Annotated in this window: 24 protein-coding genes; 7 read left to right on the top strand and 17 right to left on the bottom strand. The window is 72.5% G+C overall.

The genetic code is table 11. The features are described 5' to 3' along the window. Positions 1 to 9 precede the first annotated feature (9 nt). The 3 genes from ACQP2Y_RS09785 to ACQP2Y_RS09775 all read right to left on the bottom strand — a co-directional run bounded on the left by ACQP2Y_RS09785 (position 10) and on the right by ACQP2Y_RS09775 (position 1,968). A complete protein-coding gene (locus ACQP2Y_RS09785) occupies positions 10 to 510 on the bottom strand; it encodes a pyridoxamine 5'-phosphate oxidase family protein (RefSeq protein ID WP_433726543.1) in 501 nt (166 codons plus the stop codon). A gap of 72 nt (positions 511 to 582) precedes the next feature. Continuing rightward, entirely contained in the window at positions 583 to 1,071 is a 489-nt protein-coding gene (locus ACQP2Y_RS09780) for a polyadenylate-specific 3'-exoribonuclease AS (protein WP_433726541.1), read from the bottom strand. Between the two features lie 15 nt (positions 1,072 to 1,086). Then, a complete protein-coding gene (locus ACQP2Y_RS09775) occupies positions 1,087 to 1,968 on the bottom strand; it encodes a phosphotransferase enzyme family protein (protein WP_433726539.1) in 882 nt (293 codons plus the stop codon). A 232-nt stretch (positions 1,969 to 2,200) separates the two neighbouring features. On the opposite strand from ACQP2Y_RS09775, the gene ACQP2Y_RS09770 reads away from it, so the two are divergent. After that, entirely contained in the window at positions 2,201 to 2,893 is a 693-nt protein-coding gene (locus ACQP2Y_RS09770) for a Crp/Fnr family transcriptional regulator (RefSeq protein WP_023359859.1), read from the top strand. Between the two features lie 353 nt (positions 2,894 to 3,246). Here ACQP2Y_RS09770 and ACQP2Y_RS09765 read toward each other — a convergent pair whose 3' ends face one another. Beyond that, on the bottom strand, positions 3,247 to 3,969 hold the full coding sequence (locus ACQP2Y_RS09765) for a lysophospholipid acyltransferase family protein (protein WP_433731865.1): 723 nt from the start codon (positions 3,967 to 3,969) through the stop codon (positions 3,247 to 3,249). A gap of 201 nt (positions 3,970 to 4,170) precedes the next feature. Between ACQP2Y_RS09765 and ACQP2Y_RS09760 the strand changes: the two genes are divergently transcribed. From ACQP2Y_RS09760 to ACQP2Y_RS09745, 4 genes are all read left to right on the top strand, one after another. Beyond that, a complete protein-coding gene (locus tag ACQP2Y_RS09760; protein WP_433731863.1) occupies positions 4,171 to 5,022 on the top strand; it encodes a DUF308 domain-containing protein in 852 nt (283 codons plus the stop codon). A gap of 70 nt (positions 5,023 to 5,092) precedes the next feature. Next, on the top strand, positions 5,093 to 6,505 hold the full coding sequence (locus tag ACQP2Y_RS09755; protein ID WP_433726537.1) for an alpha,alpha-trehalose-phosphate synthase (UDP-forming): 1,413 nt from the start codon (positions 5,093 to 5,095) through the stop codon (positions 6,503 to 6,505). Positions 6,506 to 6,570: 65 nt separating this feature from the next. Next, the gene (locus ACQP2Y_RS09750; RefSeq protein ID WP_433726535.1) at positions 6,571 to 7,227 is read left to right on the top strand and encodes a TetR family transcriptional regulator; all 657 of its coding nucleotides are present in this window, start codon (positions 6,571 to 6,573) and stop codon (positions 7,225 to 7,227) included. Positions 7,228 to 7,284: 57 nt separating this feature from the next. Further along, entirely contained in the window at positions 7,285 to 8,424 is a 1,140-nt protein-coding gene (locus tag ACQP2Y_RS09745) for an FAD-dependent oxidoreductase (protein ID WP_433726533.1), read from the top strand. A 6-nt stretch (positions 8,425 to 8,430) separates the two neighbouring features. Here ACQP2Y_RS09745 and ACQP2Y_RS09740 read toward each other — a convergent pair whose 3' ends face one another. The 6 genes from ACQP2Y_RS09740 to ACQP2Y_RS09715 are packed head-to-tail and all read right to left on the bottom strand — an operon-like array spanning position 8,431 to position 14,565. Next, positions 8,431 to 9,207, bottom strand: a complete 777-nt coding sequence (locus tag ACQP2Y_RS09740; protein WP_433726531.1) for an alpha/beta hydrolase — start codon at positions 9,205 to 9,207, stop codon at positions 8,431 to 8,433. Continuing rightward, positions 9,204 to 10,547 (bottom strand): flavin-containing monooxygenase, encoded by a 1,344-nt coding sequence (locus ACQP2Y_RS09735; protein WP_433726529.1) that lies wholly within the window; start codon positions 10,545 to 10,547, stop codon positions 9,204 to 9,206. Before ACQP2Y_RS09735 ends, ACQP2Y_RS09740 begins: the two co-directional genes overlap by 4 nt. Before the next feature lie 25 nt (positions 10,548 to 10,572). After that, the gene (locus ACQP2Y_RS09730; protein WP_433726527.1) at positions 10,573 to 11,259 is read right to left on the bottom strand and encodes an endonuclease/exonuclease/phosphatase family protein; all 687 of its coding nucleotides are present in this window, start codon (positions 11,257 to 11,259) and stop codon (positions 10,573 to 10,575) included. Positions 11,260 to 11,280: 21 nt separating this feature from the next. After that, the gene (locus ACQP2Y_RS09725; RefSeq protein ID WP_433726525.1) at positions 11,281 to 12,231 is read right to left on the bottom strand and encodes an ROK family glucokinase; all 951 of its coding nucleotides are present in this window, start codon (positions 12,229 to 12,231) and stop codon (positions 11,281 to 11,283) included. Between the two features lie 22 nt (positions 12,232 to 12,253). Continuing rightward, positions 12,254 to 14,056 (bottom strand): hypothetical protein, encoded by a 1,803-nt coding sequence (locus ACQP2Y_RS09720; RefSeq protein WP_433726523.1) that lies wholly within the window; start codon positions 14,054 to 14,056, stop codon positions 12,254 to 12,256. A gap of 56 nt (positions 14,057 to 14,112) precedes the next feature. Then, a complete protein-coding gene (locus ACQP2Y_RS09715; protein WP_360548179.1) occupies positions 14,113 to 14,565 on the bottom strand; it encodes an SRPBCC family protein in 453 nt (150 codons plus the stop codon). Between the two features lie 287 nt (positions 14,566 to 14,852). Between ACQP2Y_RS09715 and ACQP2Y_RS09710 the strand changes: the two genes are divergently transcribed. Together ACQP2Y_RS09710 and ACQP2Y_RS09705 are read left to right on the top strand one after the other, a co-directional pair. After that, positions 14,853 to 16,538, top strand: coding sequence for a GAF domain-containing sensor histidine kinase (locus tag ACQP2Y_RS09710; RefSeq protein ID WP_433726521.1), 1,686 nt, complete (start codon positions 14,853 to 14,855; stop codon positions 16,536 to 16,538). Between the two features lie 7 nt (positions 16,539 to 16,545). Further along, positions 16,546 to 17,214, top strand: coding sequence for a response regulator transcription factor (locus ACQP2Y_RS09705; protein ID WP_023359837.1), 669 nt, complete (start codon positions 16,546 to 16,548; stop codon positions 17,212 to 17,214). Between the two features lie 668 nt (positions 17,215 to 17,882). Here the strand turns inward: ACQP2Y_RS09705 and ACQP2Y_RS09700 are convergent. The 7 genes from ACQP2Y_RS09700 to ACQP2Y_RS09670 all read right to left on the bottom strand — a co-directional run bounded on the left by ACQP2Y_RS09700 (position 17,883) and on the right by ACQP2Y_RS09670 (position 25,614). Beyond that, the gene (locus ACQP2Y_RS09700; protein WP_433726518.1) at positions 17,883 to 18,296 is read right to left on the bottom strand and encodes a DUF4395 domain-containing protein; all 414 of its coding nucleotides are present in this window, start codon (positions 18,294 to 18,296) and stop codon (positions 17,883 to 17,885) included. Between the two features lie 75 nt (positions 18,297 to 18,371). Next, positions 18,372 to 18,719 (bottom strand): TlpA family protein disulfide reductase, encoded by a 348-nt coding sequence (locus tag ACQP2Y_RS09695; protein WP_433726516.1) that lies wholly within the window; start codon positions 18,717 to 18,719, stop codon positions 18,372 to 18,374. A 386-nt stretch (positions 18,720 to 19,105) separates the two neighbouring features. Further along, positions 19,106 to 21,013 carry an ABC transporter ATP-binding protein gene (locus ACQP2Y_RS09690; RefSeq protein WP_433726514.1) on the bottom strand — a complete coding sequence of 636 codons (1,908 nt, stop codon included), beginning with the start codon at positions 21,011 to 21,013 and terminating at the stop codon, positions 19,106 to 19,108. A gap of 213 nt (positions 21,014 to 21,226) precedes the next feature. Continuing rightward, positions 21,227 to 22,351, bottom strand: a complete 1,125-nt coding sequence (locus ACQP2Y_RS09685) for a glycosyltransferase family 4 protein (protein ID WP_433726512.1) — start codon at positions 22,349 to 22,351, stop codon at positions 21,227 to 21,229. After that, positions 22,351 to 23,607 (bottom strand): M48 family metallopeptidase, encoded by a 1,257-nt coding sequence (locus tag ACQP2Y_RS09680; RefSeq protein WP_433726510.1) that lies wholly within the window; start codon positions 23,605 to 23,607, stop codon positions 22,351 to 22,353. Before ACQP2Y_RS09680 ends, ACQP2Y_RS09685 begins: the two co-directional genes overlap by 1 nt. 22 nt (positions 23,608 to 23,629) lie before the next feature. After that, positions 23,630 to 23,851: a hypothetical protein gene (locus tag ACQP2Y_RS09675; protein ID WP_360549028.1), complete on the bottom strand. Its 222-nt coding sequence runs from the start codon at positions 23,849 to 23,851 to the stop codon at positions 23,630 to 23,632. A gap of 107 nt (positions 23,852 to 23,958) precedes the next feature. Continuing rightward, positions 23,959 to 25,614, bottom strand: coding sequence for an NYN domain-containing protein (locus ACQP2Y_RS09670; RefSeq protein ID WP_433726508.1), 1,656 nt, complete (start codon positions 25,612 to 25,614; stop codon positions 23,959 to 23,961). Between the last annotated feature and the right edge of the window lie 17 nt (positions 25,615 to 25,631).

The raw sequence follows: 25,631 nt of genomic DNA, 5'->3' as shown, positions 1-25,631 counted from the left end.
GGCGCCCCGCTACAACTGCACGGTTTCGTTCTCCCCCGCGTCAGGGGTCTTCCCGGTGACCGCGGCCTTGGCGTAGCCCAGCAGCGTGACGACGCGCGAGCTGTGCGCCGACTCCCAGTACTCCGCCGTGTCGGCGTGCACCTTGACCAGCGTCAGGTTCGGCGTCTCCAGACCGTCCGGGAACCACGCCTTGAGCATCGGGTTCCACAGCTCCTCGGCCTTGGCCCGGTCGGTGAGCTGCTCGGCGGTGCCGGCGATGGACACCCAGGCGTGCTGCTTGTCGTCGCTGAACGAGACGTTGACCTGCGGGTGGGTGCGTACCTGCTGGACCAGGTCGGAGTCGGCGTAGGTGAGGAACCAGAGGTCGCCGTCGAACTCGACGTCCTGCACGGCCATCGGCCGGCTGACGTGCCGCCCGTCGGCGGTCATGGTGGTGAGCATGCCGATCCGGGCGTCCTTGACCAGCCCCTTGAGCGTTTCCCGCTTCTCCTGCTCGGTCTTCTCGGCCATCACAAATCCCCTCACCGTTGTCGGATACGCAGGAAAACGTGCCCAGAGCGGGGGACCCGAAACGAACGGGGATCAGCCCCCCATCGCCCGCCAGCGGGCCAGGTTGTGCTTGGCGTCCACCAGGGCGTCGTGCCGGCCCTCGGCGGTCGGCAGGGGCGGCCGGCCGAGGTCGTCCCACTTCTGGCGCAGGTCCTTGGTGAAGCGCGGGATCTCGCGGGGCAGCGCCGGCATCGCCCCCCAGAGCTGGGCCAGGGCCACGTGGTCGTACGCCGCGTACCAGGCCCACAGCTCGATCTGCTCGTCGCGGCCCTGGACCGGTTCGCGCATGAACGCGTACAGGTCGTCGCGGATGCGCTCGCGGGACCGCCACGCCGGGTCGGCCGGGGACGGCAGCTTGTCGAGCACGTTGCGGCGCACCCAGGGCACCGCCCGGGAGTCGTCGAACTCGGTCGAGACCGCGTAGAACTCGCGGCCGAACTCGTCCACCATGCCGATCGAGACCAGGTCGACAGTGCGCCCGTCCTCGATGAATTCGCAGTCGTAGAAATACCTGTAGGCCATCGCGGACATCCTTGCCTACGCCGCGCCGGTGGTCTCCGCCAGGGCCTGCCTCGCCCGGCCCAGTGCCTCCCGGGCGTTGCCGTCGTCGCCGCGTACGAGTCGCTGCGCCGACCAGTCGGCCTGCACCGCCCAGCGGAACCGCAGCAGGACCGGCAGCGCCGCGTGCAGTTCACCCTCGTCGACCGGGCCGGCCGCGAGGTAGCCGTCGAGCAGCTCGGCCGAGGTGTCGGTGCCGCCCGCGTAGACCACGGCCGCCGCCACGTCGTAGAGCAGCGGGCCGGTGCCGCTGGCACCGCAGTCGAGCAGGCCCGCGCGGCCGGTCGCCGGGTCGATCAGGAAGATCTCCGGGGCCGGGTCGCCGTGCAGCACCCCGTACGTGAGCCGGTCGGTGACCGTCAGCCGGGTCATGGCGGTGACCGCCTCGGTGACCGCCGGACGCAACCACGGCTCGATCGCCAGGTGCGCCGCCTCCGGGTCGAGCAGGTTCCAGCGGCGCAGCCCCGGATGGTGGAAGCCCTGCAGCCGGCTGTGCACCGCGCCCAGGCGGTCGCCCCAGAACTGCTGGTCGACCGGGTCGCGGCCGTCGAGCGTACGGCCCGGGGCCCGGCGCAGCACGGCCAGCGCACCGGCCGGGGTCTCCGCGGTGAGGCCGCCGGCCAGGGTCCGTACCGGCTCCCCCGCCTCGATGCCGGTGCCCCGCAGGTGTTCGGCGGCAGCCAGCCCGGCCTCGACCGGCTGGCGCGCGGCGGGGTCGGCCAGGCGGGCCACGAAGCGTTCGCCGCCCGCGGTCACGTCCCAGCCGTGCGAGAGCAGACCCCCGGGCAGCGCCGTGATCTCGGCGGGTACGAGGTGCCACTGGTCGCGCAAAGTCGATCGAAGAAGGTCGTCATCCGGCACGGCGGCGATTATCCCGGTACAGACCGTAATGACGACGGACACCGTGGGCGATAGTCACGCCGGGCGATTAGAGGGTGTACAGATAGCTACGCAAGCGGGATGATCGTACGCGTCTGCTGGATGTATCAAATGGCGTCGACGTGGCTCTTCATGCTAAGAGTGATCGTTCGCGTCGTGGGGCCGGCGCCGGACAACTGTGTCCACGGGGGTCCCGATCGGGGAGGGACTGACCGTGGATCATCGACTGGCAGAGCAAGGAGACGCGCTCACAGGCGTGGAAATGTTCGCCGGGCTGGAGCCGGACGTCCGCCAGCGGGTGATCGCAGCGGCGGTGCCACGCACGTACCGCAAAGGTCAGATCCTCTTCGTCGAGCACGACCCCGGCGACTCCCTGATCATCCTGCGCCGCGGCGCGATCGCCGTCTTCCGCACGGCGCCGACCGGCGAACGCGCGGTCCTGACCGTGGTCCGCCCACCCGACGTGCTCGGCGAGGTCTCCCTGCTGGACGCCCTCACCCGCTCGGCGTCAGCGGAAGCGATCGAGGACAGCCAGGCCCTGGCCCTGTCCCGCGTGGCCTTCATCGACCTGGTCCACTCCAACCCCCGCATCCTGGACGCGGTGATGCGCTCGGTGGGCGCGCTGATCCGCCGCCTCACCGAGCAGAACGCCGACCACGTCTTCCTCGACCTGCCCGGCCGGGTGGCCAAGACCCTGGTCCGGCTGGCCGGGGAGAGCCAGGCCCCGATGATCACGATCGAGCTGAACCAGAGCCAACTGGCGGAGATGGCGGGCGGCTCCCGGCAGAGCGTCAACCAGGCGATCGGCTCGTTCGCCAGCCGCGGCTGGCTCCGCACCGAAGGCCGCCGCATCGTGGTCACGGACGTCTCGGCCCTTCGCCGCCGCGCCGGCATGGCGGACCGGTAAGGACCTTTTTGCCTTACGCGTCCCGGGGTCGGGCAACCGCACGTCCGGGGCTGGAGTTTCGCGGCTTCCGGGCTGGGCGGCCGGTCCAGGCCGAGGGATCTGCTATGCGTGATCTGCGGGACAGAACCAGAACCTGGCCGCCCACGCCATCAGCCAGCCGAGGGCTCAGCCGCCGGGCCGGCCCACCCACGCCGCCGGTCCAGTCGAGGGACCGGCCACCGGGCCGACCGCACACGCCATCACTCCAGCCCGGCGGCTTATCCCTCGGCCTGGACCGGCCGCCGGGCCGAGTACTGCGCCACTCCGGCCCCGGTGTTGCGGTTGGGTGACGCCGGGACGCGTACCGCAAAGGGTCAGGTTTTTTCCACAGACGCGGACGTCGAGCGACTCGAAGAAGGGGCGACGATTGCTGTCTTCAGGGATGCGGCGTAGACGTCTACGTAGGGGCGGCCGGTCAGGGTCATCAGTTCGTACATGATCTCGTCGGTCACCGCCCGTTCGACGAAGCGGTCGCCCAGGGAGTTCGCGTAGCGGGAGAAGTCCAGCGGGGCGCCGAAGCGGATGCGGACTCGCTTGATCTTGGGGATCAGTTTGCCGGTCGGCTGGATCTCGTCGGTGTTGAGCAGCGCGACCGGCACGACCGGGGCCCCGCTCTCCAGGGCCAGGCGGGCCACGCCGGTCTTGCCGCGGTAGAGCCGGCCGTCCGGCGACCGGGTCCCCTCGGGGTAGATGCCCGCGATGTTTCCGCCGCGCAGCACCCGCAGCTGGGTGTCCAGAGCCGCCCGGGCCGCCTTGCCGCCCGAACGGTCCACCGGGATCGTCCCCGTGCTGACGAAGAACTGTCGCATGAGCCAGCCTTTGATCCCCTTACCGGTGAAGTACTCCGCTTTGGCGACGAACGTCACCCTCCGTTTCACCAGCAGGGGTGTGAAGATCGAGTCGGAGAAGGAGAGGTGATTGCAGGCGAGGATCACCGGTCCGCTCCGCGGTACGTGGTGCAACCCCTCCACATCGGGGCGGAAGAGGCATTTCAGGACGGGTCCCAGCACGACGTACTTGAGCAGCCAGTAGAACACCGGTGTCCTTTCCCGCGCGCCACGGTCTGTGGCCACCGAAAGCGTACGAAGCGGGAGCGGCACGCCACAACGCACTCCCGGAACCGGCATGTCACGTGTCACCATTCAAGGCACGGTCGGCCGGGCGCAGCTGAACGGGTACCGAATCCGCCGGACGGGGCGGGCACAGCGCGCGACGGCGCGAAGCGAGGAGTGAGCAGGGTGTCAGCGGGTGGCGCCCGCCGCGGGCGGCGGGACAACGGGCTCGACGCGGCCGACTACGCGGCCGCGGGCGACGTGGATCCCCGCGTCGGTGAACACCTCCTGGATGTGCTGGCCGCCGGCGGTATCGCGGCATACCTGCAGCCGTCCGCGGACCTGAATCCGATCCTGCGCGCCACGACGTTCCCGGCGCGGCCCACCGACCGGCTCTACGTCGACCGCACCCATCTGGCCACGGCCCGCGAGCATCTGCACAAGCTGACCGGTGGGGTGGGTCCGACCCCGGTCACTCCGAAGTCCGAGACCCGCACCGACCAGAGCACCGTCGATGCCGAATGGGCCAAGATCGTTGCCGGTTTCCACACTCCGATCGATCCGACGGCCCCGCCGTGGCCGGCGTCCGAGGGTGTGGATCCGACCCGCGCGCCGGACCTGCCGCCGGCTGATCCGCCGGAGCAGCCGCGCCGGCCGGGCGGCACCCTGCCGTCGGCCGCCGACTTCTCGGGCGTCTCGCTCAACCGCCGCCGTACGGATGAGCCGTCCCTGCTCGACGGGCTGGACACGTTCGGCACCGGCGCGGGCACGGATGACGACGACAACGACGAGGACGACGAGCGCTACACCCCGCCACCTCCGCCGCCGCTGCCGCACATCTCGAAGTACGCGGTCGCCGGTGTGCTCGGCGTGGTGCTCGGCTTCCTGCTTTTCCTGTTCCCGTGGCTGCTGCCGATCGAGCGCAACTTCGTCACCCTGATCGGCTTCACCGCGATCGTCGGCGGCGCGGTGACGCTGGTCTGGCGGCTGCGCTCGGGCGACGACGACGATGACTTCGACGACGGCGCAGTGGTCTGAACCAGGCCCGGAGAAGGACATAGATCACTGCCGTTGTTCCTCTCGGTAGCCATCGCGTAACCTTTCGTGGATGCGCCAGAGCTCGCTCGTGGTCGTCGCCAACCGCCTTCCGCTGGATGACAGTGCCGCCCCGGACGGTGCCTGCGAGTGGCGGCGCAGCCCCGGCGGCCTTGCCAGCGCCCTGCACGCGATCCTCGAGCAGACCCCGGCGACGTGGGTCGGCTGGAACGGCGGCATCGACAGCGCCCCCGTCCTGCCCGACATCGGCTCCCTGCGGATCCGCCCGGTGGGACTGTCCGAGGAGGAGCTTCGCGGCTACTACGAGGGCTTCGCCAACTCGACCCTCTGGCCGCTGTACCACGACGCCGTCGAGCAGCCCGTCTTCGATCGGCGCTGGTGGGAGACGTACCGCGACGTGAACCGGCGCTTCGCCGAGGCGGCCGCCGAGGTGGCCGAGCCCGGCGCCGCGATCTGGATCCAGGACTACCACCTGCAGCTGGTCCCGCAGCTGCTGCGCGAGCTGCGCCCGGACGTGCTCATCGGCTTCTTCCTGCACGTGCCGTTCCCGCCGCCCGAGCTGTTCATGCAGCTCCCCCGCCGGGTCGAGCTGCTGCGCGGGATGCTCGGCGCGGACCTGGTCGGCTTCCAGCGCCCGCAGGCCGCGCACAACGTCGCCCAGCTGGCCACCAAGCTGCTCGGCGCGCAGTCCACCGACGACCAGATCAATCTGGACGGTCGCGTGGTGCGCACCGGCGCGTTCCCGGTCTCGATCGACGTCAGCGAGATGCAGGCGCTGGCCGCCCGCCCCGACATCGTCGAGCACGCCGAGCAGCTGCGCACCGACCTGGGACGGCCGCGGCGGGTGCTGCTCAGCGTCGACCGGCTGGACTACACCAAGGGCATCGAGCACCGGCTGACGGCGTACAGCGAGCTGCTGCGGGACGGCCGGGTCAAGGTGCACGACACCGTGATGGTGCAGGTGGCGGTGCCGAGCCGGGAACGCGTCGACAGCTACCGCGTGCTGCGGGACCGGATCGAGGGCGAGGTCGGCCGGATCAACGGCGAGTACGGCCGCGTCGGCGAAGCCGCCATCCACTATCTGAACCAGCCGTTCGACCGGGCCGACCTGGCCGCGCTCTACCTGACCGCCGACGTCATGGTGGTGACCCCGCTGCGTGACGGCATGAACCTGGTCGCCAAGGAGTACGTGGCCGCCCGCGCGGCCGGCACCGGGTCGCTGGTGCTCAGCGAGTTCGCCGGGGCGGCGGCCGAGTTCGAGGACGCGTTCCTGGTCAATCCGCACGACGTGGACGGGCTCAAGGCGACGCTGCTGGACGCGCTGGACGCCGACCCGGCGGACCTGCGACGCCGGATGCGGGCGATGCGCGACCATCTGACCCGGTACGACATCCTGGCCTGGGCGCGCGCCTACCTCACCGCCCTGGACCACTCCGGGCGCCTGGCGGCCGGCCTGCGCAAGTAGCGCGGCCAGCTTGCGCAAACAGCGCGCCATTGCCGTTGACGAACATGTTCGCTACGATCGTGTTCATGAGCCCGCGCCGAGTCCCTGTCAGCCGCCGCGATCGTCCGGCCAAGGCCCCCCTGAGCCGGGAGGTCCTGGTGGCGACCGGGCTGCGGGTGATGCGGGAGGAGGGCCTGGAACGGCTCACCATGCGCCGGCTGGCGAGCGAACTGGAGACCGGCCCGGCCTCGCTGTACGTCTACGTCCGCAACACCGCCGAGCTGCACGGCGCACTGCTGGACGAGTTGCTGGCCGACCTCGACTTCTCCGGCGAGCTGATCGACCTGCTGTACGAGTACACCGTTCTGCTCTTCGGGTATCCCAGCCTGGCGCGTTCCGTGCTGACGCTGCGCCCGAGCGGACTGCACTACCTCCGCCTGATCGACACGATCCTCGGGCTCCTGCTCGCCGAAGGAGTGCCGGTCCGCCAGGCCGCCTGGGGTGTCGACCTGCTGCTCCAGCACGCCACCGCGGTCGCCGCCGAGCAGGGCAGCCGGGACGAGGCCACCGAGGCCGCCGGCGAGGAGGAGGAACTTGCGGCCGTCGTCCGTGAGGCGGACGCCGGCACCTATCCGCACATCCACCGCACCCGCGACGAGCTGCTCTCCGGCACCGGCGAGCAGCGCACCCGCTGGGCTTTCACCGCCCTGGTCAAGGGACTGAGCAGCACCCCGGCCGGCTGACCAAGCCGTGCCCGTTCCGAACATGTTCGTTACGAACACGTACCTACTGGAGGCATCATGCACACGCCCACCGTCACCATCGTCGGAGCCGGCCTGGGCGGGCTGGTCCTGGCCCGCGTCCTGCACGTCCACGGCATCCCCGCCACCATCTACGAGCTCGACGACTCCCCCGCCGCCCGCACCCAGGGCGGCATGCTCGACATCCACGACTACAACGGCCAGGTCGCCCTGCGCACGGCCGGGCTGATCGACGAGTTCCGCGCCATCATCCACCCCGGCGGCGAGGCCACCCGGGTCCTGGACCGGCACAACACCCTGCTGCTCGAGGACGCCGACGAGGGTGACGGCACCCGCCCGGAGGTCGACCGCGGCGACCTGCGGCGGATGCTGCTGGAGTCGCTGCCGGCCGGCACCATCCGCTGGGGCCGCAAGCTCACCGGCGCCCGGGCCCTCGGCGACGGCCGGCACGAGCTCAGCTTCGCCGACGGCACCACGGTGGTCAGCGACGTCCTGGTCGGGGCGGACGGCGCCTGGTCACGGATCCGGCCGCTGCTGTCCGAGGCCCGGCCGGCGTACGCGGGAGTGTCGTTCGTCGAGATCGACCTGCTCGACGCCGACGCCCGGCACCCCGGGCCGGCCGCGGTGGTCGGCGCCGGCATGCTGTTCGCGCTCGGCGCGGGCAAGGGTTTCCTGGCCCACCGGGAGACCGACGGCAGCCTGCACGTCTACGCCGCGGTCAGCACACCGCAGGAGTGGATCGCCGGCGTGGACTTCACCGACCCCGGCCGGGCCAAGGCGGTCCTGCTGGAGCACTTCGCCGACTGGGCGCCCGAACTGCGGGCGCTGATCACGGAGGCCGACGGCGCCCTGCACCCCCGGGCCATCAACGCCCTGCCGATCGAGCACCGATGGGAGCGGGTGCCCGGGGTGACGCTGCTCGGCGACGCCGCGCACCTCATGTCCCCGTTCGCCGGCGAGGGCGCCAACCTGGCCATGCTCGACGGCGCCGAGCTCGGCACGGCCATCGCCGCGCACCCCGGCGACATCGAGGCTGCGCTCTCCGCGTACGAGAAGGAGCTCTTCCCCCGCAGCGCGGAAGCCGCCCGGGAGGCCGCCGACAACCTGGCGCTCTGCTTCGACGACAACGCGCCGCAGAGCCTCGTCGACCGGTTCGCCGCCTACGCCGACGCCCGGTGACGCGCCTCAGCCGGCGAGTTCCTTGGTGAGCCAGTCCAGGATCGCGTCGATCGGCTCCGGCCAGTTGGTGTCGAGCATCAGGTCATGGGCCATGCCGGGGAACAGCAGCGGGGCCGCGCCGAAACGGGCCGCCGTACGGTCGAGCGCCTTGCGCGGCACCACCCGGTCGTCCGGGCTGCCCACCACCAGCGTCGGCGGGTCACCGACCGGCGCCGCCGGCGAGGTCGCGAACAGCACCTGCCGGTAGATCGCGGCCGGGGTGCGCTCGAGCTTCGCCCGGTAGGCGTCGGCCTCGGCCAGCTCGGCGCTGAACAGCTGCTTGCGGCTCAGCCGGGGCGCCGCCCCGAACAGTGCGGGCAGCGTGCCGAGCGGATTGGCCCGCAACGCGGCACCCAGCGCCGACCAGCCCTCCGGCACCGGCGAGGCCAGCACTGCGGCGCGGGCCGGATACCGCGCGAGAGCGTGCGCCACCACCAGCGCGCCCGCGCCGTGACCGACCAGCACAGCCTGCCGCGGCAGCCCGGCCGCGACCTGCACCACGTCGTGCACGTAAGCCCGCAGCGACCCGTTCGCCCGCGGGCTCACCGCGTGGGCCGCGAAACCCCGCGACGCCGTGTGCCCCAGCCAGTGCTCGGCGAACGCCCAAGCGCCGTGGCCCAGCCCGGGCACGAACAACACCGGCGGATTGTCCTCGGCGGTCTCCGGGACGGCGCTGAGCACCTCCCGCCGCACCGGCGGCACCGGCGACGTCCAGTCCGCGAACCGCAACACCTGCGAACTCATGCCGGCTCCAGCTGCTTCAACAGATCTTCCAGGGTGCGCAGATAACTGGTGTGGCTGACCTCGAACCAGTGCCGGGACGACGGCACCACCCGCAGCCGGGTCCACGACCGCAGCGGCCGCGTCGACTCCCGCTGCTGCACGGCGGCCGCCCGGACCGGGTCGGTGGCCCGCAACCGCAGCCAGCGGGCCACGGCCACGCTCTGCCAGTGCGCGAGCGGGAACAGCCCGGCGTCCGGCTGCACCAGCCCGATCACCGCGAGCGTCGGATGCTTGCGGGCGAATGCGTGCAGGTGCAGATCGGGCTTGCCGTCGTCGTCGATGTCGAGCAGCTCCGGGGCCAGGAACTCGAACCGGGGCAGATAGCCGGTCGCGGTGATGACCAGGTCGGGCTCGACGCGGCGGCCGTCGGCCAGCTCCACAATCGACCCCTCGAGGCGGGTCACGTCCGGCAGCGGGGTGATCCGGCCGTGGCCCAGGTAGTAGACGAGCTGGCTGTTGACCACCGGGTGGCTCTCGTACGGGCGGTGGTCGGGTGCGGGCAGGCCGTACCGGGTGATGTCGCCGACGGTGAGCCGCAGCGTGCGGTGGTAGATCCACTGACGCAGCCACAACGGCAGGCGCAGTTGCAGCATCTTGTCGTTGACCTGGTCGGCGGGGCGGCCGAAGACGTACTTGGGGGCGTACCAGTAGCCGCGGCGGGTCGAGTGCCAGACCGTGCTCGCCTGCTGGGCGGCCTCGACGGCGATGTCACAGCCGGTGTTGCCGCCGCCGACCACCAGCACCTTGCGGCCGCGCAACTGCGCCGGGTCCTTGTACGCCGACGCGTGGATCACCTGCCCCCGGTACTTCGTCGTGTCCACCGGCAGCGGCTTCGGCGACCAGTTGTGCCCGTTGGCGACGACGACGGCCGCGTACCGCTGGATCCGCTCGGCGCCGCCGCCGGTGCTGCGCGTGGTGACGTCCCAGCGGCCGTCGCCGACCGGCGTCACCGCGACGACCTCGGTGCCGAACCAGATGCTGTCGCCGAGACCGAAGTGCTGCGCGTACCGCTCCAGGTAGCTGAGCAGCTTGCTGTGGTGCGGATAGTCCGGCCAGTCGTCGGGCATCGGGAAGTCGGGGAACTCGGTGAGCGGGCGCGACGAGATCAGATGCGTCGAGGCGTACACCGGGCTGCGGTCGTGCCGCCAGTTCCAGGCGCCGCCCACGGACGTCTCACGCTCGTAGCAGTCGACGGCGAAGCCCTGCTCACGGAGGTTCTTGATCGCCGCGAGGCCACTGCCGCCGGCGCCGATGACACAGACGGCGTCGTGCCGGTCGGCGATCTCTGGGGTGTCGGGCACCCGGAGATCCTCGCAGAAGCGAGAGCTACTCGGAAGGCAGGGACAGCTCCGCGAGAACGGGCAGGTGGTCGCTGGCCCGGCGGGCCTGATCGGTCTCCACGACCTCGTACCGCTCGACCGTGATGTCCGGCGAGACGAAGAGCCCGTCGAGGCGCAACCGGGGCAGGGTGGCCGGGAAGGTGAGGGCCGCGGCGGCGGCACCGGCGGCGTCGGTGAGACCGTCGGCGACCGTACGCCAGGCGCCCCCGCCCGGCCCCTCGTTGAGGTCACCGGCGGCGATCAGCGGACCGTCGACCGCCGCCAGTGCCTCCTTCCAGCGGGCCGCCTGATCCGGGCGTTCCCGGGCGTCGGTGGCCAGGTGCGAGCCGGAGACGGTGAACCGGGCGCCGCGCACCGAGCACCGGGCGAACGCGGCGCCGCGCAGGTGCCGGCCCGGGGTGAGCGGATAACGCAGGCACCACTGCTCGTGCACCCGTACCCGGAGGCTGACGAGCAGCAGGTTGCCCAGCGAGGGCAGCCCGCCGGCCGCCACGACCATGCCGAAGTCGCTGGCCAGGGAGGCGCACTTCTGCCGCCAGCGGAACCGGCGCGGCGCCTCCTGCACGACGACGACATCCGGGGCGAGGTCGCGGACGAGCCCGGTGAGGGCCGCCCGATCGTCGCGCAGGCCGTGCACGTTGTAGCTCAACACCCGCAGCGGGACCCCGGACACGGCGTGCTCCCTCGTCGTTGGTCAGATACGTCGGGCGAGATCGGCGGCGCCGAGCACACCTGCCGTGTTGCCGGTCTCAGCTGCCCTGATCTCGGCGACCGGAAACCTCCCGCGTTGGGCGAGCTGGTCCCGATACGTCCGTTCGGTGGGTCCCATCAGCAGCTCCCCGGCGTCGATCACGCCGCCGCCGACCACCAGCACCTGCGGGTCGAACGCCTGGGCCAGGTCGGCCATCGCGACGCCCAGCCAGTAGCCGATCTGCGCGAACGCGTCCCGGGCCACCCCGTCCCCGCCCTGCGCGGCCTCGGTGATCATCCGCCCGCCGATCGCCGCCGGATCACCACCGGCCAGCTCCAGCAGCAACGTCGCCCGCCCCGGCTCCTGCCGCGCGCCGGCCTGGGCGAACCGCACCAGCGCGTTGCCGCTGGCGTACTGCTCCAGGCAGCCGAGCCGGCCACAGCCGCACGGATGCCCGTCGTTCACGGACTGGATGTGCCCGAGCTCCCCGGCGATGCCGTTGGCGCCCCGCCACAAACCGCCGTTGATGACGATGCCGCCACCGATCCCGGTCCCGACGGTGATCATGACCATGGAGTCGTCGGCGTGCCGGGCGGCGCCGTACCGGAACTCGGCCCAGGCGGCGACATTCGCGTCGTTCTCCAGCACGGTGGGCAGCCCGACGGCCTTGGCCACGTAATCCCGCACCGGCTCGTCCCGCCAGGCCAGATTGGGCGCGAACAGGACGGTGGCCCCGGCGGCGTCGATCCAGGCGGCGGCACCGATGCCGACGGCCTTGGCCTCCGGATGGGCGGCGGCCAGCTCGGCCGCGACGGCCACGATGGTGTCCCGGGTACCGGCAGGATCCTCGGCCGGCGTCTCCCGCCGGGTCTGCGCGAGCACGACGCCGCGGTCGTCCACCACCCCGCCGGCCACCTTCGTGCCGCCGACGTCGATTCCGATGGTCAGCGTCACGCTGCCCGTCCCCTCTGTTGTGTCACACCGCGTCGCCGGGACGGGCGTCGTCGCCCGAACCGGCACCACGGCCCTCGGCTGCCTCAGCAGCCGGCGCAGTGCCCGGAACATCATGATCCACGCTGGGCGTATGCGCCACGCCGGTATCACCGGCAGTGTCGCCATTTGCGGCGGTAACCGCCGCCCAGACATCGGTGGCCCCCGTCACGCGTCGCGGGGAGCCGGGACCATTGTCAGGCAGAGGAGGGGGTCCGGAGGGGGTCGGGGTTCCGGTTTCTTGAGGCCTTTTTCCGGTACGCGCACTGGCTTGATCAACCGCAGCAGCGGAGTCCTGGACCGGGGCGGGGTGGGTGCTTCCGGGGCGGTCGGTGGTGGGTTGCGCGGCCGCAGTGGGGGCGGCCTCCGTGGATGGACGGCCCGGTGCGGCCTGGTCGGCCCGCCGGGGCGAACGAGTGGCAGCACGCTCCTGGTCTGCGCTCTCAGCGCCGGGTGCGGGGTGCGAGACGGACCCGCCAGGCGTCACGACCCACGCATCTGCCTCGGCCGACGCCGCATCGGGCTTCTTCCGTGCTGGGCGGGACGTCGGGGCGGGTGCGGTGCCTGGTCGGGTGGGTGGCCGGGAGGTGCGGGTGGCAGCCGCCCAGGGGTCACCTGACCTCGACGACGGTGAGGTTGCCGGCTCGCTGGGAGCCGTTTCAGGGCCGGTTGCGTCGGTCTGGGTGGCTGCTTGTTCGGCTGCTGTCCCGACCGTCGGGTCTTCCGGTGCGGTGGCTCGCGCTGCCGGTTCGGGGCGGGGCGCGCGGGTTGCCGCCGTCCACGGGTCGTCGGTCTCGCGGACCTCGTAGTCGGGCGGGGTGGTGTCGGCCGGCTTGGCCCTGCGGGTCGCCGTCGACCAGGCCTGGTCCGGCGTTGTCGTCGGGCGCGGCGGTGGCTTGCGGTGGGTCGACGTGCCGGTCGTGCCGGTCACCGTCGAGAAGGCCCGGAGCAGGCTCGCCACCCCGCTCGCGAAGTCGCCCGCGCCGGTCGCCAGGCGTTCTGCCTGCTCGGGGGTCGGGTTGCGCACTCCGGCGATGGCCCGGCAGATCGGGCACACGCAGCATTCCGCGCTGCCCGTGGACCAGCCGCCGAAGCGGGTGGCACCCGCCCACAGCTGCCGACCGGCGGCCTGCCGCGCCTGCGCGCCCAGCGAGTCGAGCGTGTGCTGGTAGGCCTCGCGCCAGTCGAAACCCGGCTGATCGCTGTCTGCCGGAGCACCGCCCCGCGGCTCGTCGCTGCCCCCCGCACCCGGCATTCCGCGGCCGCGCTCGGCCGCGCCCCGCGCACCCGGCATTCCGTGGCCGCGCTCGGCCGCGCCCCGCGCACCGGTCTGCGGTGAGCCGGTGGCGTGTCGATCACCGCCGCCGGAACCGGCTTCCCGCCGGCCGGCGGCCGCGTTCGAGCCGGCTTCGCGCGAGTCGGTGGCCACGCCCGAGCCCGCTTCGCGCGAGTCGGTGGCCACGCCCGAGCCCGCTTCGCGCGGGTCAGTGGCCGCGTTCGAGCCCGCTTCGCGCGAGTCGGCGGCCACGCCCGAGCCCGCTTCGCGCGGGTCGGTGGGGTGGCCGCGGTCGGTGGTCTCGCTCGGCCTGGCCGGTTGGTTGTCCGGGGCGCCGCCCAGGAACTGGTCCATCAGGCCGGAGAGCCTGTCGGTCAAGCCGGTCAGGCCGGTCGGGGCAGCCGGGTCGCGGTCCTTGGGCGGGCCGCCCAGACCAGCCTGGGACGCCATGGCCAGAACCGTCGCGACCAGCTTCTCGGCCTCCTGGCGGGCCGTACCTGTGGGCTCTGCCATTGTCCTGCTCCCCTGCTCGCGACCGCGTGTGCGGCGCGGCCGGACGTGCTGCCCGGCTACGCCTTGGCGAGGCTCTCGACGCGGCGTTTGAGTTCCTTCAGCGCCGTGTCCATGATCATCTTCTCGGCCTTGCGGCGGAACATGCCGAGCATGCCGATGGAGAGCTCCACCTCCAGCATGTACGTCACTGTCGTGGTTCCGTCGCCGTTGTCGGCCAGGTCATACGAACCGTTGAGGGTGCGCTGCATCTTCGAGGGTGCGACCAGGTGCCACTCGATGCGCGACAGATCCTCCGCGTACGCGTAGTCGAGCGTGTAGTCGTCGTTGAGCGGTCCCGCGTCGATGACGAACCGGACCTGGGCGGCGTACCCGTCCTCGTACTCCTCGAGCACCTCGACCTGTTTCATCGCGTCCGCCCACTCGGGGTAGCGCGGAAAGTCGCAGATCACCGCGGCCACCTGAGCGAGGGGCGCATGGACCTGGATCGACTGCGTCGAGGTGTCCGCCATGGCTGGCAGGCTACCCGGTACGAGCCCACATCCGGGCGACCGGGCACCGCCCGTCGCCGACCGGTTCCGCACCGCCACCTGTCGCGGGACCGCCCGGCGCAGCCACCGCGGTCCGCCCCATGCAATCAGGCCGTTCTCGGCGTGAGCGACGGCCCGGGCCCCGCACGGACCTACGACATGAAGCTCTTGATCTGGCCCTTGACCTTGCGACTCCCGGCCTTGCGGCCACCGATCTCCGCCGGGTCGCGGATGCGATGGTGTCGGAGGGTGCGGCTACGATCCGTCACGTGCCAGCCTCAGCCAGCGTCCCCACGCGCGTCCATCCGCTCGCGGTGGCGGCCCGCCTCGTCGTGCTCGCCCTGGTCGCGGCGCTCACCCTCATCGCCACCCGGGATCCCGGCCAGCTCCGCTGGATCGCGTTGCTGCTGGTCGCGGCTCTGCCGGCGCTGTTCGCGCCGGATCATCGGATCGCCGCGCCGATCGGGCGCTTCGCCGAGGCCGCGGTCGTCGGCCTGGCCGCCGGATCCGTGGCCGTGGCCGCGAACGGGACCATCGCCGCCGGTTTCGGCGCGGAGGCGATCCTGCCCTACCTCGTCGTCCCGCTGCTCACCGCCGGGTTGCAGCGCCGGGCCACCGAGGGCGCCGCGCTGCTCGGGGTCGCGACCGTCGCGATGGTCGCCGGCGGGCTCGTCGTCGGCCACGGCGACACGGTCATCCTGCAGCCGGGCTATCTGGCCGCGTGCGGGCAATGGCTGATCCTGGGCGCGATCATCACCTTCGCGGCCGACACCATGCGCCAGCTCATGACCCCGGTGGAGAACAAACCGCAACCGTACGCGGAAGCGACCCGCCTGCTGACCCAGCTGCGCAGCGTCGCCCGCTCACTGCCGGGCGCCACGCTCGACCCCGGCGGCATCTCCGAGCACCTGCTGGAGGAGCTCCGCCAGGTCGCGCCCGGTCACCGGGCCGCCGTGCTGTCCGCCAGCGGTGGCGGACGGCTGGTCGTGCTCGCGCAGACCGGCGCCGAACGCGTCGACTGGGAGGTCACCCTCGACGCCGACTCGGCGATCGCCGACGCCTGGGCCTCCCAGCAGCCGCAGACCGCCTCACGCTCGCAGGCCCGCTCCCACCAGGGCGGGGACGCCTCGTCGCTGGTCGTGCCGCTGGTCGCCGGGGTGCGCACGATCGGCCTGGTGATCCTCGAGGCCGACGTGCCCAGCGCGTACCCGTCGGCGGTCGTCGCCCGGGTCACCGAGGTGACCGGCCCGGCCGCGCTGCGGCTCGAGGCCGCGCTGCTCTTCGACGACGTGCGGTCGCTGGCGACCAATGAGGAGCGTCAGCGGCTGGCCCGGGAGATCCACGACGGGGTGGCGCAGGAGCTGGTCATGGTCGGGTACGGCATCGACAACGCCCAGGCGACCCTGCCCGAGGGCGCCGACGAGACGGCCGAGGAGCTGCGCACGCTGCGCGGCGAGGTCACCCGGGTGATCACCGAGCTGCGGCTGAGCCTGTTCGAGCTGCGTTCCGAGGTGGATCGCAACGGCGGCCTGGCCGCGGCCATCGCCGAGTACGCCCGCACCCTGGGCACGTCGGCCGGGCTGCGGGTGCACTTCACGTTCGACGAGTCCACCGCCCGGCTGCCCGCCGCCACGGAGGCCGAGCTGCTGCGCATCGCCCAGGAGGCGATCACCAACGCCCGCAAGCACGCCGGCGCCTCCAACCTGTGGGTCACGTGCACGGTCGACCCGCCGTACGCGCAGATCGAGGTCACCGACGACGGCAAGGGATTTGCCGATGATCGTCCGGACGGCCGCTACGGCCTTGCGATCATGGCCGAGAGGGCGGAACGTATCCGGGGCCGACTGGAGATCCGGCCGCGACACCCCAGCGGGACAACCGTTGCGGTAGTGCTCGGAACCTCCGCCCGGCGCGATAGCGTGCGGGATAGCGTTTCCGCACCAGAAGGGGAGTAACCCGAGCATGTCGACCAGTCCGATGCCGACGACCCGCACCAAGGTGCTGCTCGTCGACGATCACGACCTGATCCGTAAGGGGCTGCGGCACGCGTTCGAGCGGGACCGGCAGTTCGAGGTCGTCGGTGAGGCGGCCACGGCCGCCGAAGCAGTCCGGCAGGCCGGCGCTTTGCAGCCCGACGTGGTCATCATGGACCTGCGGCTGCCCGACGGCAGCGGCCTCGAGGCCACCCGCGCGCTGCGCAAGAACAACGCCAACATGGGCATCGTGGTGCTCACCATGTACGCGGGCGACGACCAGCTCTTCGGCGCACTCGAGGCCGGGGCCAGCGCATTCGTGCCCAAAACGGCCCCCGCCGACGAGGTCGTGGCCGCCGCGCGGCACGCCGCCTCGGCACCGAGCGCGTTCACCGCCGCCGACCTCGCCGAAGCCATGAAGCGACGCCTGGCACCATCGGGCCCGCAGCTCTCGCCCCGCGAAGGCCAGGTCCTGCGCCTGCTGGCGGACGGCATGAGCGTGGCCGGCATCGCCAAGCAGCTGTTCGTCAGCGAGTCCACGGCCAAGACCCACATCTCCAAGCTGTACGAGAAGCTGGGCGCGGCCAACCGGGCCCAGGCGCTGATGACGGCGCTGCGACTGGGTCTGCTGGAGGCTCCGGACGCTCCCAAGTTCTGATCTGCTCACGGCATCCGCCCGTCACCCTCGCTGAGGGTGGCGGGCGGATCTGTCTTTCCGGGCACGGATACGGCATCTTGGGCGTTTCCGGGCGCTACTTATTTTCAGCCCTGTCGAGCTAGGCAGAGCCACCCGGGTGGGCGATATGTCTACTCAATCGCCGGGCGCCCTCGACGCCCCAGCCGACCCGGAACAAGGTTGACCTCAACCACCTCACGTGAGCGAGCAACGGGCCTTGGGTAGGACGGGTGAGGCGCGCGACGAGGCCGCGAGGCAGATTGGCGGCGAGCCGGGAGTTCCCGGGCGGCAAGCGCGGCGGCAAGCGGCGAGCGGGGGCCCTTGACCGCGAGCAGCGGCGACACGCGGTGCCGCAAGCCGCAGGCGGTGCCGCAGGCGGTGCCGCAAGCCGCAGGCGGTGCCGCAAGCCGCAGGCGGTGCCGCAAGCCGCAGGCGGTGCCGCAGGCGGTGCCGCAAGCCGCAGGCGGTGCCGCAAGCCGCAGGCGGTGCCGCAGGCGGTGCCGCAAGCCGCAGGCGGTGCCGCAAGCCGCAGGCGGTGCCGCAAGCCGCAGGCGGTGCCGCAAGCCGCAGGCGGTGCCGCAGGCGGTGAGCAGCAGCGCCACAAGCCGCAGACGACGAGCCGTGGGGCGGCACCGCGTCCGAGCTGAGCGTCAGGCGCGGCGGGCGGTCAGCCGGCGCGCGGCGAGGTAGGCCTCGCATCCGAGGCAGAGGCCGAAGGCCGCGTTGAGGAAGGCCGCCAGTAGGCCGAACCCCGCGAACACCAGGCCGACAGCCGGGGCACCGGACAGGTAGCCGACCGAAGCGACAGCCAGGAAGGCGAAACCGACCAGCTGCGCGAACCGAACCGGCGCGGCGTCCTCCCGCTCGGTCGCCGGCCCGAGCCGGGGCGCTACGAGGAAGCGGTAGAGCAGGGCGTAAGGCCCGCGGCGCGGATCAGCGGCGGTGATCGCGAAGACGGCGGTCTGGACCAGCGCGAGCCAGCCCCACCCGGTCGCCAGGACGATGACAAGGACGAGGGTGGTCAACGCCGCGGCGAACCGTGGCCCACGCGGGTCAAGCTGCATGCGCTGAGCGTGACACGGCCGGCGGCCGTCGTCCTGGTGAGTCCCATCACCGCCGTGGAGGTGCAGATTCCCAGGTCAGGTGGCTGGGAGCAGGTCGCCGAGCACGGCGATGAGTTGGGCCTTCCCCGGTACGCCGGTGGCGCGCTTGGCCACCCGGCCCTCGGCGTCCAGGACCAGCAGCGTGGGGGTACGCCAGATGCCCAGCGCGCGGACCGCGTCCAGGTGGCTCTCGGCGTCCACCTCGACGTGCCGCACACCGGGGAGCAGGGCGGCGACCTCACCGCTGACCCGCCGGACAGCCCGGCACGGCGCACAGAAGGCGGACGAGAACTGCAGCAGCGTGGCCTGCGCGGGCTGGACACCCAGCTGCGCCAGCAGGGCAGGATCTATCCACTGACCGGCCGCACCAGGATCCGCGGTCACGACTTGCTCCGCCTCAACGTCCCGCCCACCGGAGCCGGCGTCGTCCCGAGACGAATCAGCGTCGGGCCCAGACGAACCAGCGTCGCGTCCGCCCACGCCGACGTCGCGCCCAGAGGAGAGCCCATCCGATAGACCGGTCGAGCCGATGACGTTGCCCACCGCCCCGCCTTCCGCCGACCGCTCAGCACCCGCCCCCGGCGCGGCCAAGGCCGATCCCCCACCGCCCGCCCCAGCAGAAACCGATGAGCCCGAAACGAACCGCCCATCGGTCCGCCGCCGCCACAACCCGGCCACCGTGCCCAGCACAAGAACCGCCGCAACAACGATCAGCCCGGTGGTGTCCACCAGCCAACTCTGGCACGCCCCGCACCCCGCCGCGATGTGACCTACGACGCCGACTGGTACGCGCTCGCCTGCAACGAGAACAGCTGCGCGTAGATCCCGTCAGCCGCCATCAGCGTCGCGTGGTCGCCTTCCTCGACCACCTCGCCGTGGTCGAGCACGAAGATCCGGTCCGCTTCGCGGACGCTGGCCATCCGGTGGGTGATCAGCACGACGGTACGGCCCGCGGCCAGCTCCCGGAGCCGCTGGTACACGTCGTGCTCGGCCCGCGCGTCGAGGTTCGCGGTCGGTTCGTCGCAGATCAGCAGCGGCGCGTCGCGGTAGAACGCCCGGCTCACCGCCAGCCGCTGCCACTGTCCGCCGGAGAGGTCGGCGCCGTCGGTGAAGTGCCGGGACAGCAGCGTGTCGTACTGGCGGGCGAGTTCCATCACGAATTCGTGGGCGTCGCCGGCCCGGGCCGCGCCGAGCACGCGTTCGGGTTCGACGCTGTGGTCGTACCGTCCGATGGTGATGTTGGCCCGCGCGGAGAGCGGCCATCGGGTTGGTTCCTGCATCACGACCGCGACCTGGCCGCGGACGGTCTCCGGGTCGTAGCGGGTGAGGTCGACGCCGTCCCAGCTGATGCTGCCGCTCTGCGGCTGGAAGAGGCCCGCGAGCAGGCCGGCCAGGGTTGATTTGCCGGAGCCGTTCTCGCCGACCAGCGCGATGATCTCGCCGCGGCGCAGGGTCATGCTGACGTCGCGGACCGCCGGGCGTTCGGCGTCGGGATAGCTGAACGTGACCTGGTCGAGCCGGATCTCCCGGGCCAGCGCCGGCACCGCGGCGCCCGTGCTGGATTCGGTGCGGCTCAGGGACAGGTCGCAAAATCCTTGGAAGTCGGCGAAGTAGAGGCCTTGTTCGAAGACCCGGTTGGCGCTGTGGGCGAGTTCGGTGAGCTTGCCGATTCCCATGCTGATCGCGTACGCGGCAGCGCCGCCCACCGCGAGTTCCATCCGGCCGGTCCAGAGCAGCCAGAGCAACGTGGCGTAGGTGAGTCCGGTGGCGACGCTGCTCAGGGCGGTGCCGGCCAGGTTGGTGCGGATCTGCCGGGTGGTGATCCGGATCTCCTCGTTGGTGGAGACGGCGAGCAGCCGCCGCACTTCGGCCAGCAGATACTCCCGCACGGTGAACGCCCGCAGCTCGGGCGCCGGCTCCCGGGCGGCGAGCAGTTCGGCGAGCATCCGCTGCCGCCGCCAGACGGCGATGAGCCGCAGCATCCGCCGGTAGCGCAGCCGGGCGGAGCGCACGGCGGCCCACCCGATCGGCAGCACCGCGAGCACGAGCAGCGGTAGCAGGACCGGGTGCAGCACTGCCAGCACCCCGGCCGCGGCGGCCAGGCCGATCAGGTTGGTGCCGAGTTCGATGGCCCGGTCGACGAGATACTGGGCGGCGTCGATGCCCCGGTCGCGGGCCCGTTCCATGGCATCGCGCCAGCCCGGGTCGTCGAAGGTGGACAGGTCGACGCGGGTGGTCAGGTCCAGCAGCCGCATCTGGGCGGCCTGCGAGACCTTCGGGGACAGCCGGCCGTTGGCCGCCGCCCCGGCCGACGTCAGCACACTGCGCACGGCGGCGGAGCCGACGAGCAGAAGCAACGAGGGTACGGCGGCCCGCACCCGTTCCGGCGTCGGTCCCTCCCGCAGCAGCCCGTCGAAGACACCGACCACGCTGATGAGCCCGACCGCGCTGGCCACTCCCGCGGCGAGCTGGAACGTGAGCACGGCGATGGTGGTCCGCCGGCTCGCCTGCCAGGCCAGCGACCACGCCGACCGCAGCAGCCGGGGCAACCGCCGCAGCATCCGCAGGAACGTGGTGTTGGCGGCCTCCTCGGTGCTGGTCAGCCAGTACGGCAGCGCCAGCTCCGCGTCGTCGGACCACTCGCCGTCCCCACCGGAATCCAGCCCGACGTCCGGCACCCGCCCGTCACCCGGGCCGGCCGCCTCAGGCGGCGGAGCCGGAGTCTGTGTCGGAGTCGGTGTCGGTGTCGGTGTCGGTGTCGGTGTCGGTGTCGGAGGGTCCTGCTGCTGGATGGCGTCCTGCATCGACGGCTCCCGTCCCGAGGGCTCTCAGCCGTTCCTACGCCTTCTCAACACAGCGTGTCCATCCATATACCAGGAGTGAGGACTCATTCACGGTCGCAACAGCTCGGTCAGCTGAGCCGCCTTCGTCTCCCACCGCCATTCCTTCTCGACCCACGCCCGCCCGGCCGCGCCCATCGCCCGCGCCCGCTCCCGGTCGGCCAGCAGCTCCGCCAGCCGGCCCGCGATCGCCGGCACGTCACTGCCGCCGACCACGTAACCCGTCTCGCCCTCCCGGACAGCGTCGGGCGCTCCCCCGGAGTCGCCGGCCAGCACGGGCAGACCCGTCGCCGAGGCCTCGAGGTAGACGATGCCGAGACCCTCCACGTCGAGCCCCGCGCCCCTGGTGCGGCACGGCATCGCGAACACGTCACCGGCCGCGTAGTGGGCCGGCAGCTCCTCCCAGCGGACCGAGCCCGTGAACACCACGTCCGGCTCGACACCCTCGGCCCGGGCCAGGGCCTGCAGCTTCTCCCGGTACGGGCCGCCGCTCACGATCAGCAGGGCCGCGCCCGGAACCCGGCGGCGGATCGTCGGCAGCGCGCGGATCAGCATGTCCTGACCCTTGCGCGGCACCAGCCGGGACACGCAGACGATCACCGGGCGGTCGCCGAGCCCGTGCCGGGCGCGCACCTGCGAGCCGTCCACCCCCGGGTGGTACGCGTCCACGTCCACCCCCGGCGTCAGCCGTTCCAGCGCGGTCAGCCCGTGCAGCGCCCGGTCCAGCCGTACGCGCTGGAACTCCGTCAGGTAGGTGATCACGTCGTTGCCGCGGGCGATGCGGCGCAGCAGCTGGCGGGCCCCGGGCAGCGCGGCCCAGCCGATCTCGTGGCCGTGGGTCAGTGACACCGCCCGCTCGATGCCCGCGCGCCGCCGCAGCCCGTCCGCGAGCAGGCCCAGCGGTGCCCCCGCCCCGAACCAGACGCTGTCGCAGCCGTGCGACCGGGCGATCTCGGCGGCCCGCCGGGCGACCGCCGGGGTCGGCAGCAGCACCCCGGTGTCCTCCCGGACGACCTCGAACGGCTGCTCGGCGTCGAACTCCGCCGCGCCCTTCCAGGTGGACGCGTAGGCCACCACCGAGCCGGCGGGCTGCCCGACGGCGAGGTTGTGCACGAACTGCTGGATGCCACCCGGGCGCGGCGGGAAGTCGTTGGTGACCAGCAGCGTGCGGCCCATCAGCGTTCCCCCCGGGCGTACGCGCGGGCCGCGGCCATCCGCTCGACGGTGGACGGATGCGAGGCGAACATGAGGTGCTCCCAGGTCGGCGGGTCGGGGTCGGAGAGGTTGACGGAGCCGAGCCGGCGTTGCATCGCCTCGAACGTCGCCGCGTCGCCGGTCAGCTCCAGGGCGTGCGCGTCGGCCCGGGCCTCGATGCGCCGCGAGACCAGCGCCTGGGCCGGCCCGCCGAGCAGCCCGGCCACACTCACCAGGGCCAGCAGCAGCGCGATCGTCCGCGGCTCACCCATCGACTCCGTGCCGGCCAGCCGCAGCAGCCAGCCCAGCGAGCCGAGCAGGTAGAGCGCGATCACCGCGGCGGCCGCACCCAGCGCGCCGATGATCGTGCCGGTCACCACGTCGCCGCGCTGGGCGTGACCCAGCTCGTGGGCGGTGACCGAGACGACCTCCTCGGGCGTGGCCTCGGTCAGCATCGTGTCGTAGACGACGATCCGCCGGGTCGGCCCGAAGCCGGACACGTACGCGTTCACGGCCCGGGTGCGGCGGGAGGCGTCGGCGACCAGGACATCGCGCACCGGCACGCCGTCGCGAGCGGCGAGGCTCATCAGCTCGGTGCGCAACGGGCCCTGGGCCATCGGAGTGAACTTGTTGAAGATCGGCTCGACGACCACCGGCAGCACGAACGACAGCAGCACCACCAGCGCCGCCGCACCGACGGCCCCGAACGCCCACCACCAGCGCGGGGCGAGCCGGGTCACGGTGAAGAAGCCGAGCAGCGCCAGCCCGCCGATGACCGCGCCGACCGCATAGGACTTGGCCAGGTCGACCGCCCACGGGCCCCAGGTCTGGGTGGAGATGTCGTAGCGCACCACGACGGTGTGCCGCCAGACCGCGAACGGCAGCGTGAGCACCTCGACGACCAGCACGATCACCAGGCCACCGAGGACGGCCTGGGCGATCCAGTGGTCGCCGAACGGGCGCCCGACCAGGGACACCAGCCGCGCCCCCAGCGGTGTGAGGCCGAGCACCAGGGCCGCCAGGAGGCCGACCGCCATGGCGCCGTACGAGCCCGGGCGCAGGTCGGAGTGGAAGGCGCGAGCCCGCTCCACCTGGTCGCCGGGCAGGCCGCGCAGGGCTTCGAGCTGGTCGGCCCGGGGCGCCGGCGGCCGGTGCCACGGGACCACTGTCGCCGCGTACGCGATCAGCGCCAAGACGAGCACACCGAGCGCACACGCCGCCCAGAGCCGGGGAGTCATCGAGCCATCCTAGAGATGGTGATCACGCCACGTGGCGGCGGCGCGGGTAGAGCGGCACGGAGACCGGCGGGTCCGGTGTCTCCAGCAGCTCCACCTCGAAGCCGGCCAGCTCGAACGTCTCGATCGCCCGCAGCTCGCCGGGGGTCAGGTCGGCGATGCCGTCGGGGGTGTCGTACAACGTGCTGACCAGGCATCCGTTGCATTCATCGGTCCGCTCGGCGCAGCGCCCGCAGTCGATGATCATCATTTCCTCCGCATCGTGGGGGGTGCGGCCCGCGCAGGGGGAAGAGGAGCTGTCGCGGACCGACCACCATCGGTGACAGTCACGCTATGGAGGGGGTATGACAAAAATCAGGAGCGGGCGAGCCGGCGCAGCAGTGAGTCGGCTCCCATCGGGTACGCGCCGTGCCGGCGTACCCCGTCGGCCACCTCGCGGTCGGACGAGATCACGACCAGCGGGCGGCCGGCCGGCTCGGCCCGCACCAGCTGGCGGATGAGCTCGTCGGCGGTGTCGCCCTTGTGCGAGAAGAGCACGCGTACGCCGCGCGGGGCAGGCGGCAGCCCGTGCACCCGCTCGGCACCGTCGAAGACCACCGTGACCTCGTCGCCGGTCTGCGCGGCGATCCCGCCCAGCCCGGTGATCAGGCGTTTGCGCTGCTGCTCGAGCGACATCTCGGCGAAGCCGCGCTTGGTGACGTTGTAACCGTCCACGATCAGGTGCGCCCGCGGCAGCGCCAGGAGCTGGTCCAGGCGGCCCGGGTCGTCGGTGTCCTGGGCGCGCGGGCGCGACCGTTCGAGCGCGCCGGGCCGGTCCGCCGCGGTGTCCGCCACGAAGTCGGCCGGCAGCTTGTCGGTCGGGCCCAGCGCCAGCTCGCGCCGCAACCCGGACGCGGCCTGCCCGATCGTCTCCAGCAGCAGCCAGAGGCGGGTCTCGTCGGCCGCCCGGGCGTCCTTGGCGCTCTGCTTGCCGGAGGCAGCCGCCGCCTCCGCCTCGGCGAGACGGGTCTTCAGCCGCCGTACCTCGGCCTCGTGATCGGCCGTCACCTTGGCCTGCCGGCCCTTCTCGGTGGCCAGCAGGTCGGCGGCCCGCTTCTGGGCCGCCTGCGTCTCGCGCAGGGCGCGCGAGGTGGAGCGGGCCTCCTCACGCAGCTGCCCGAGCTCCTCGCGGACCCGGGCCAGCTCGTCGCGCAGCTTGTCGGCCTCGACCTTGGCGACCGCCCGGTCGTGCTCGGCGCGGGCGGCCCGCAGCTCGGCGTCGCGGATCTGGCCGGCGATCGCGGCGACGTCGGCCTCGGCGCGGACCGACACGCCGGCCGCCTCGATCAGCCCGCGCCAGCCCTCCGGCCGGGCCAGATAGGCCAGCGCGGCGACCTCGACCGGGTCGGCCGCGGCGGGGGCCATCCCGCCGGCCACGGCGGCGCCCAGATCACCGGCGTCGGTGACGATGCGGCCGCTGATCCGCTGCCGGAACAGCGGGTCGGCGGCGAGCTGGGCGGCGATGGCGGGCCCGCCGAGCCGGGCCCGGCGGTTGGGGGCGAATTTGGCCACCCGGCGCAACGGCACGGGGGTCTCCTCGGCCGGCAGCCCGGTGAGCGCGGCCGCGGCGAGAATGGTGATCCGCTGCCGGACAGCCTCGGGCAGGGTGGGCTCGGGACCATGATCCTCGTCCGACCCGTCGGCAAGATCGGGTTCTGCATCACATCCGGAGGCCGACCCGCGCTCCCCGGCAGCGCCGAGGCCGGCGGCCAGTTCCAGATCCGCGCTCAGGCCGCTGTCCGCCGACGGGCCCAGGTCCTCGGAGGGGTCGCTGTCCGCGGACCGGCCCAGGTCCTCGGACGGGTCGATGTCCTGGTCAGAAGCCTCGGAGGCGTCCGGGCCGACCGCCTCGGCCGCGCCCGGGCCGTAGCTATGCCCGGTGTCGTCGTCCCCGGCCTGGTCCGGAGCACCCTCGGTCCCACGAGCCGCCTCCTCGAAGGGGCGGTCGTCGAACGGCGGCGGCGCGGACATTTCTCTATTCTCCCACC

Origin of the sequence: Actinoplanes sp. CA-051413 (assembly GCF_050955795.1) — a bacterium.
Classification (GTDB): Bacteria; Actinomycetota; Actinomycetes; order Mycobacteriales; family Micromonosporaceae; genus Actinoplanes.
This window is presented reverse-complemented; position numbering and strand designations above follow the sequence as displayed.

What these genes read in the sequence shown, in the direction of transcription:
- ACQP2Y_RS09705 (WP_023359837.1), top strand. Translation starts at nt 16,546, where the DNA reads ATGTCGACCAGTCCGATGCCGACGACCCGCACCAAGGTGCTGCTCGTC.
- ACQP2Y_RS09785 (WP_433726543.1), bottom strand. Translation starts at nt 510, where the DNA reads ATGGCCGAGAAGACCGAGCAGGAGAAGCGGGAAACGCTCAAGGGGCTG.
- ACQP2Y_RS09740 (WP_433726531.1), bottom strand. Translation starts at nt 9,207, where the DNA reads ATGAGTTCGCAGGTGTTGCGGTTCGCGGACTGGACGTCGCCGGTGCCG.
- ACQP2Y_RS09700 (WP_433726518.1), bottom strand. Translation starts at nt 18,296, where the DNA reads ATGCAGCTTGACCCGCGTGGGCCACGGTTCGCCGCGGCGTTGACCACC.
- ACQP2Y_RS09715 (WP_360548179.1), bottom strand. Translation starts at nt 14,565, where the DNA reads ATGGCGGACACCTCGACGCAGTCGATCCAGGTCCATGCGCCCCTCGCT.
- ACQP2Y_RS09685 (WP_433726512.1), bottom strand. Translation starts at nt 22,351, where the DNA reads ATGGGCCGCACGCTGCTGGTCACCAACGACTTCCCGCCGCGCCCGGGT.
- ACQP2Y_RS09680 (WP_433726510.1), bottom strand. Translation starts at nt 23,607, where the DNA reads ATGACTCCCCGGCTCTGGGCGGCGTGTGCGCTCGGTGTGCTCGTCTTG.
- ACQP2Y_RS09750 (WP_433726535.1), top strand. Translation starts at nt 6,571, where the DNA reads ATGAGCCCGCGCCGAGTCCCTGTCAGCCGCCGCGATCGTCCGGCCAAG.
- ACQP2Y_RS09780 (WP_433726541.1), bottom strand. Translation starts at nt 1,071, where the DNA reads ATGGCCTACAGGTATTTCTACGACTGCGAATTCATCGAGGACGGGCGC.
- ACQP2Y_RS09755 (WP_433726537.1), top strand. Translation starts at nt 5,093, where the DNA reads ATGCGCCAGAGCTCGCTCGTGGTCGTCGCCAACCGCCTTCCGCTGGAT.
- ACQP2Y_RS09670 (WP_433726508.1), bottom strand. Translation starts at nt 25,614, where the DNA reads ATGTCCGCGCCGCCGCCGTTCGACGACCGCCCCTTCGAGGAGGCGGCT.
- ACQP2Y_RS09745 (WP_433726533.1), top strand. Translation starts at nt 7,285, where the DNA reads ATGCACACGCCCACCGTCACCATCGTCGGAGCCGGCCTGGGCGGGCTG.
- ACQP2Y_RS09720 (WP_433726523.1), bottom strand. Translation starts at nt 14,056, where the DNA reads ATGGCAGAGCCCACAGGTACGGCCCGCCAGGAGGCCGAGAAGCTGGTC.
- ACQP2Y_RS09675 (WP_360549028.1), bottom strand. Translation starts at nt 23,851, where the DNA reads ATGATCATCGACTGCGGGCGCTGCGCCGAGCGGACCGATGAATGCAAC.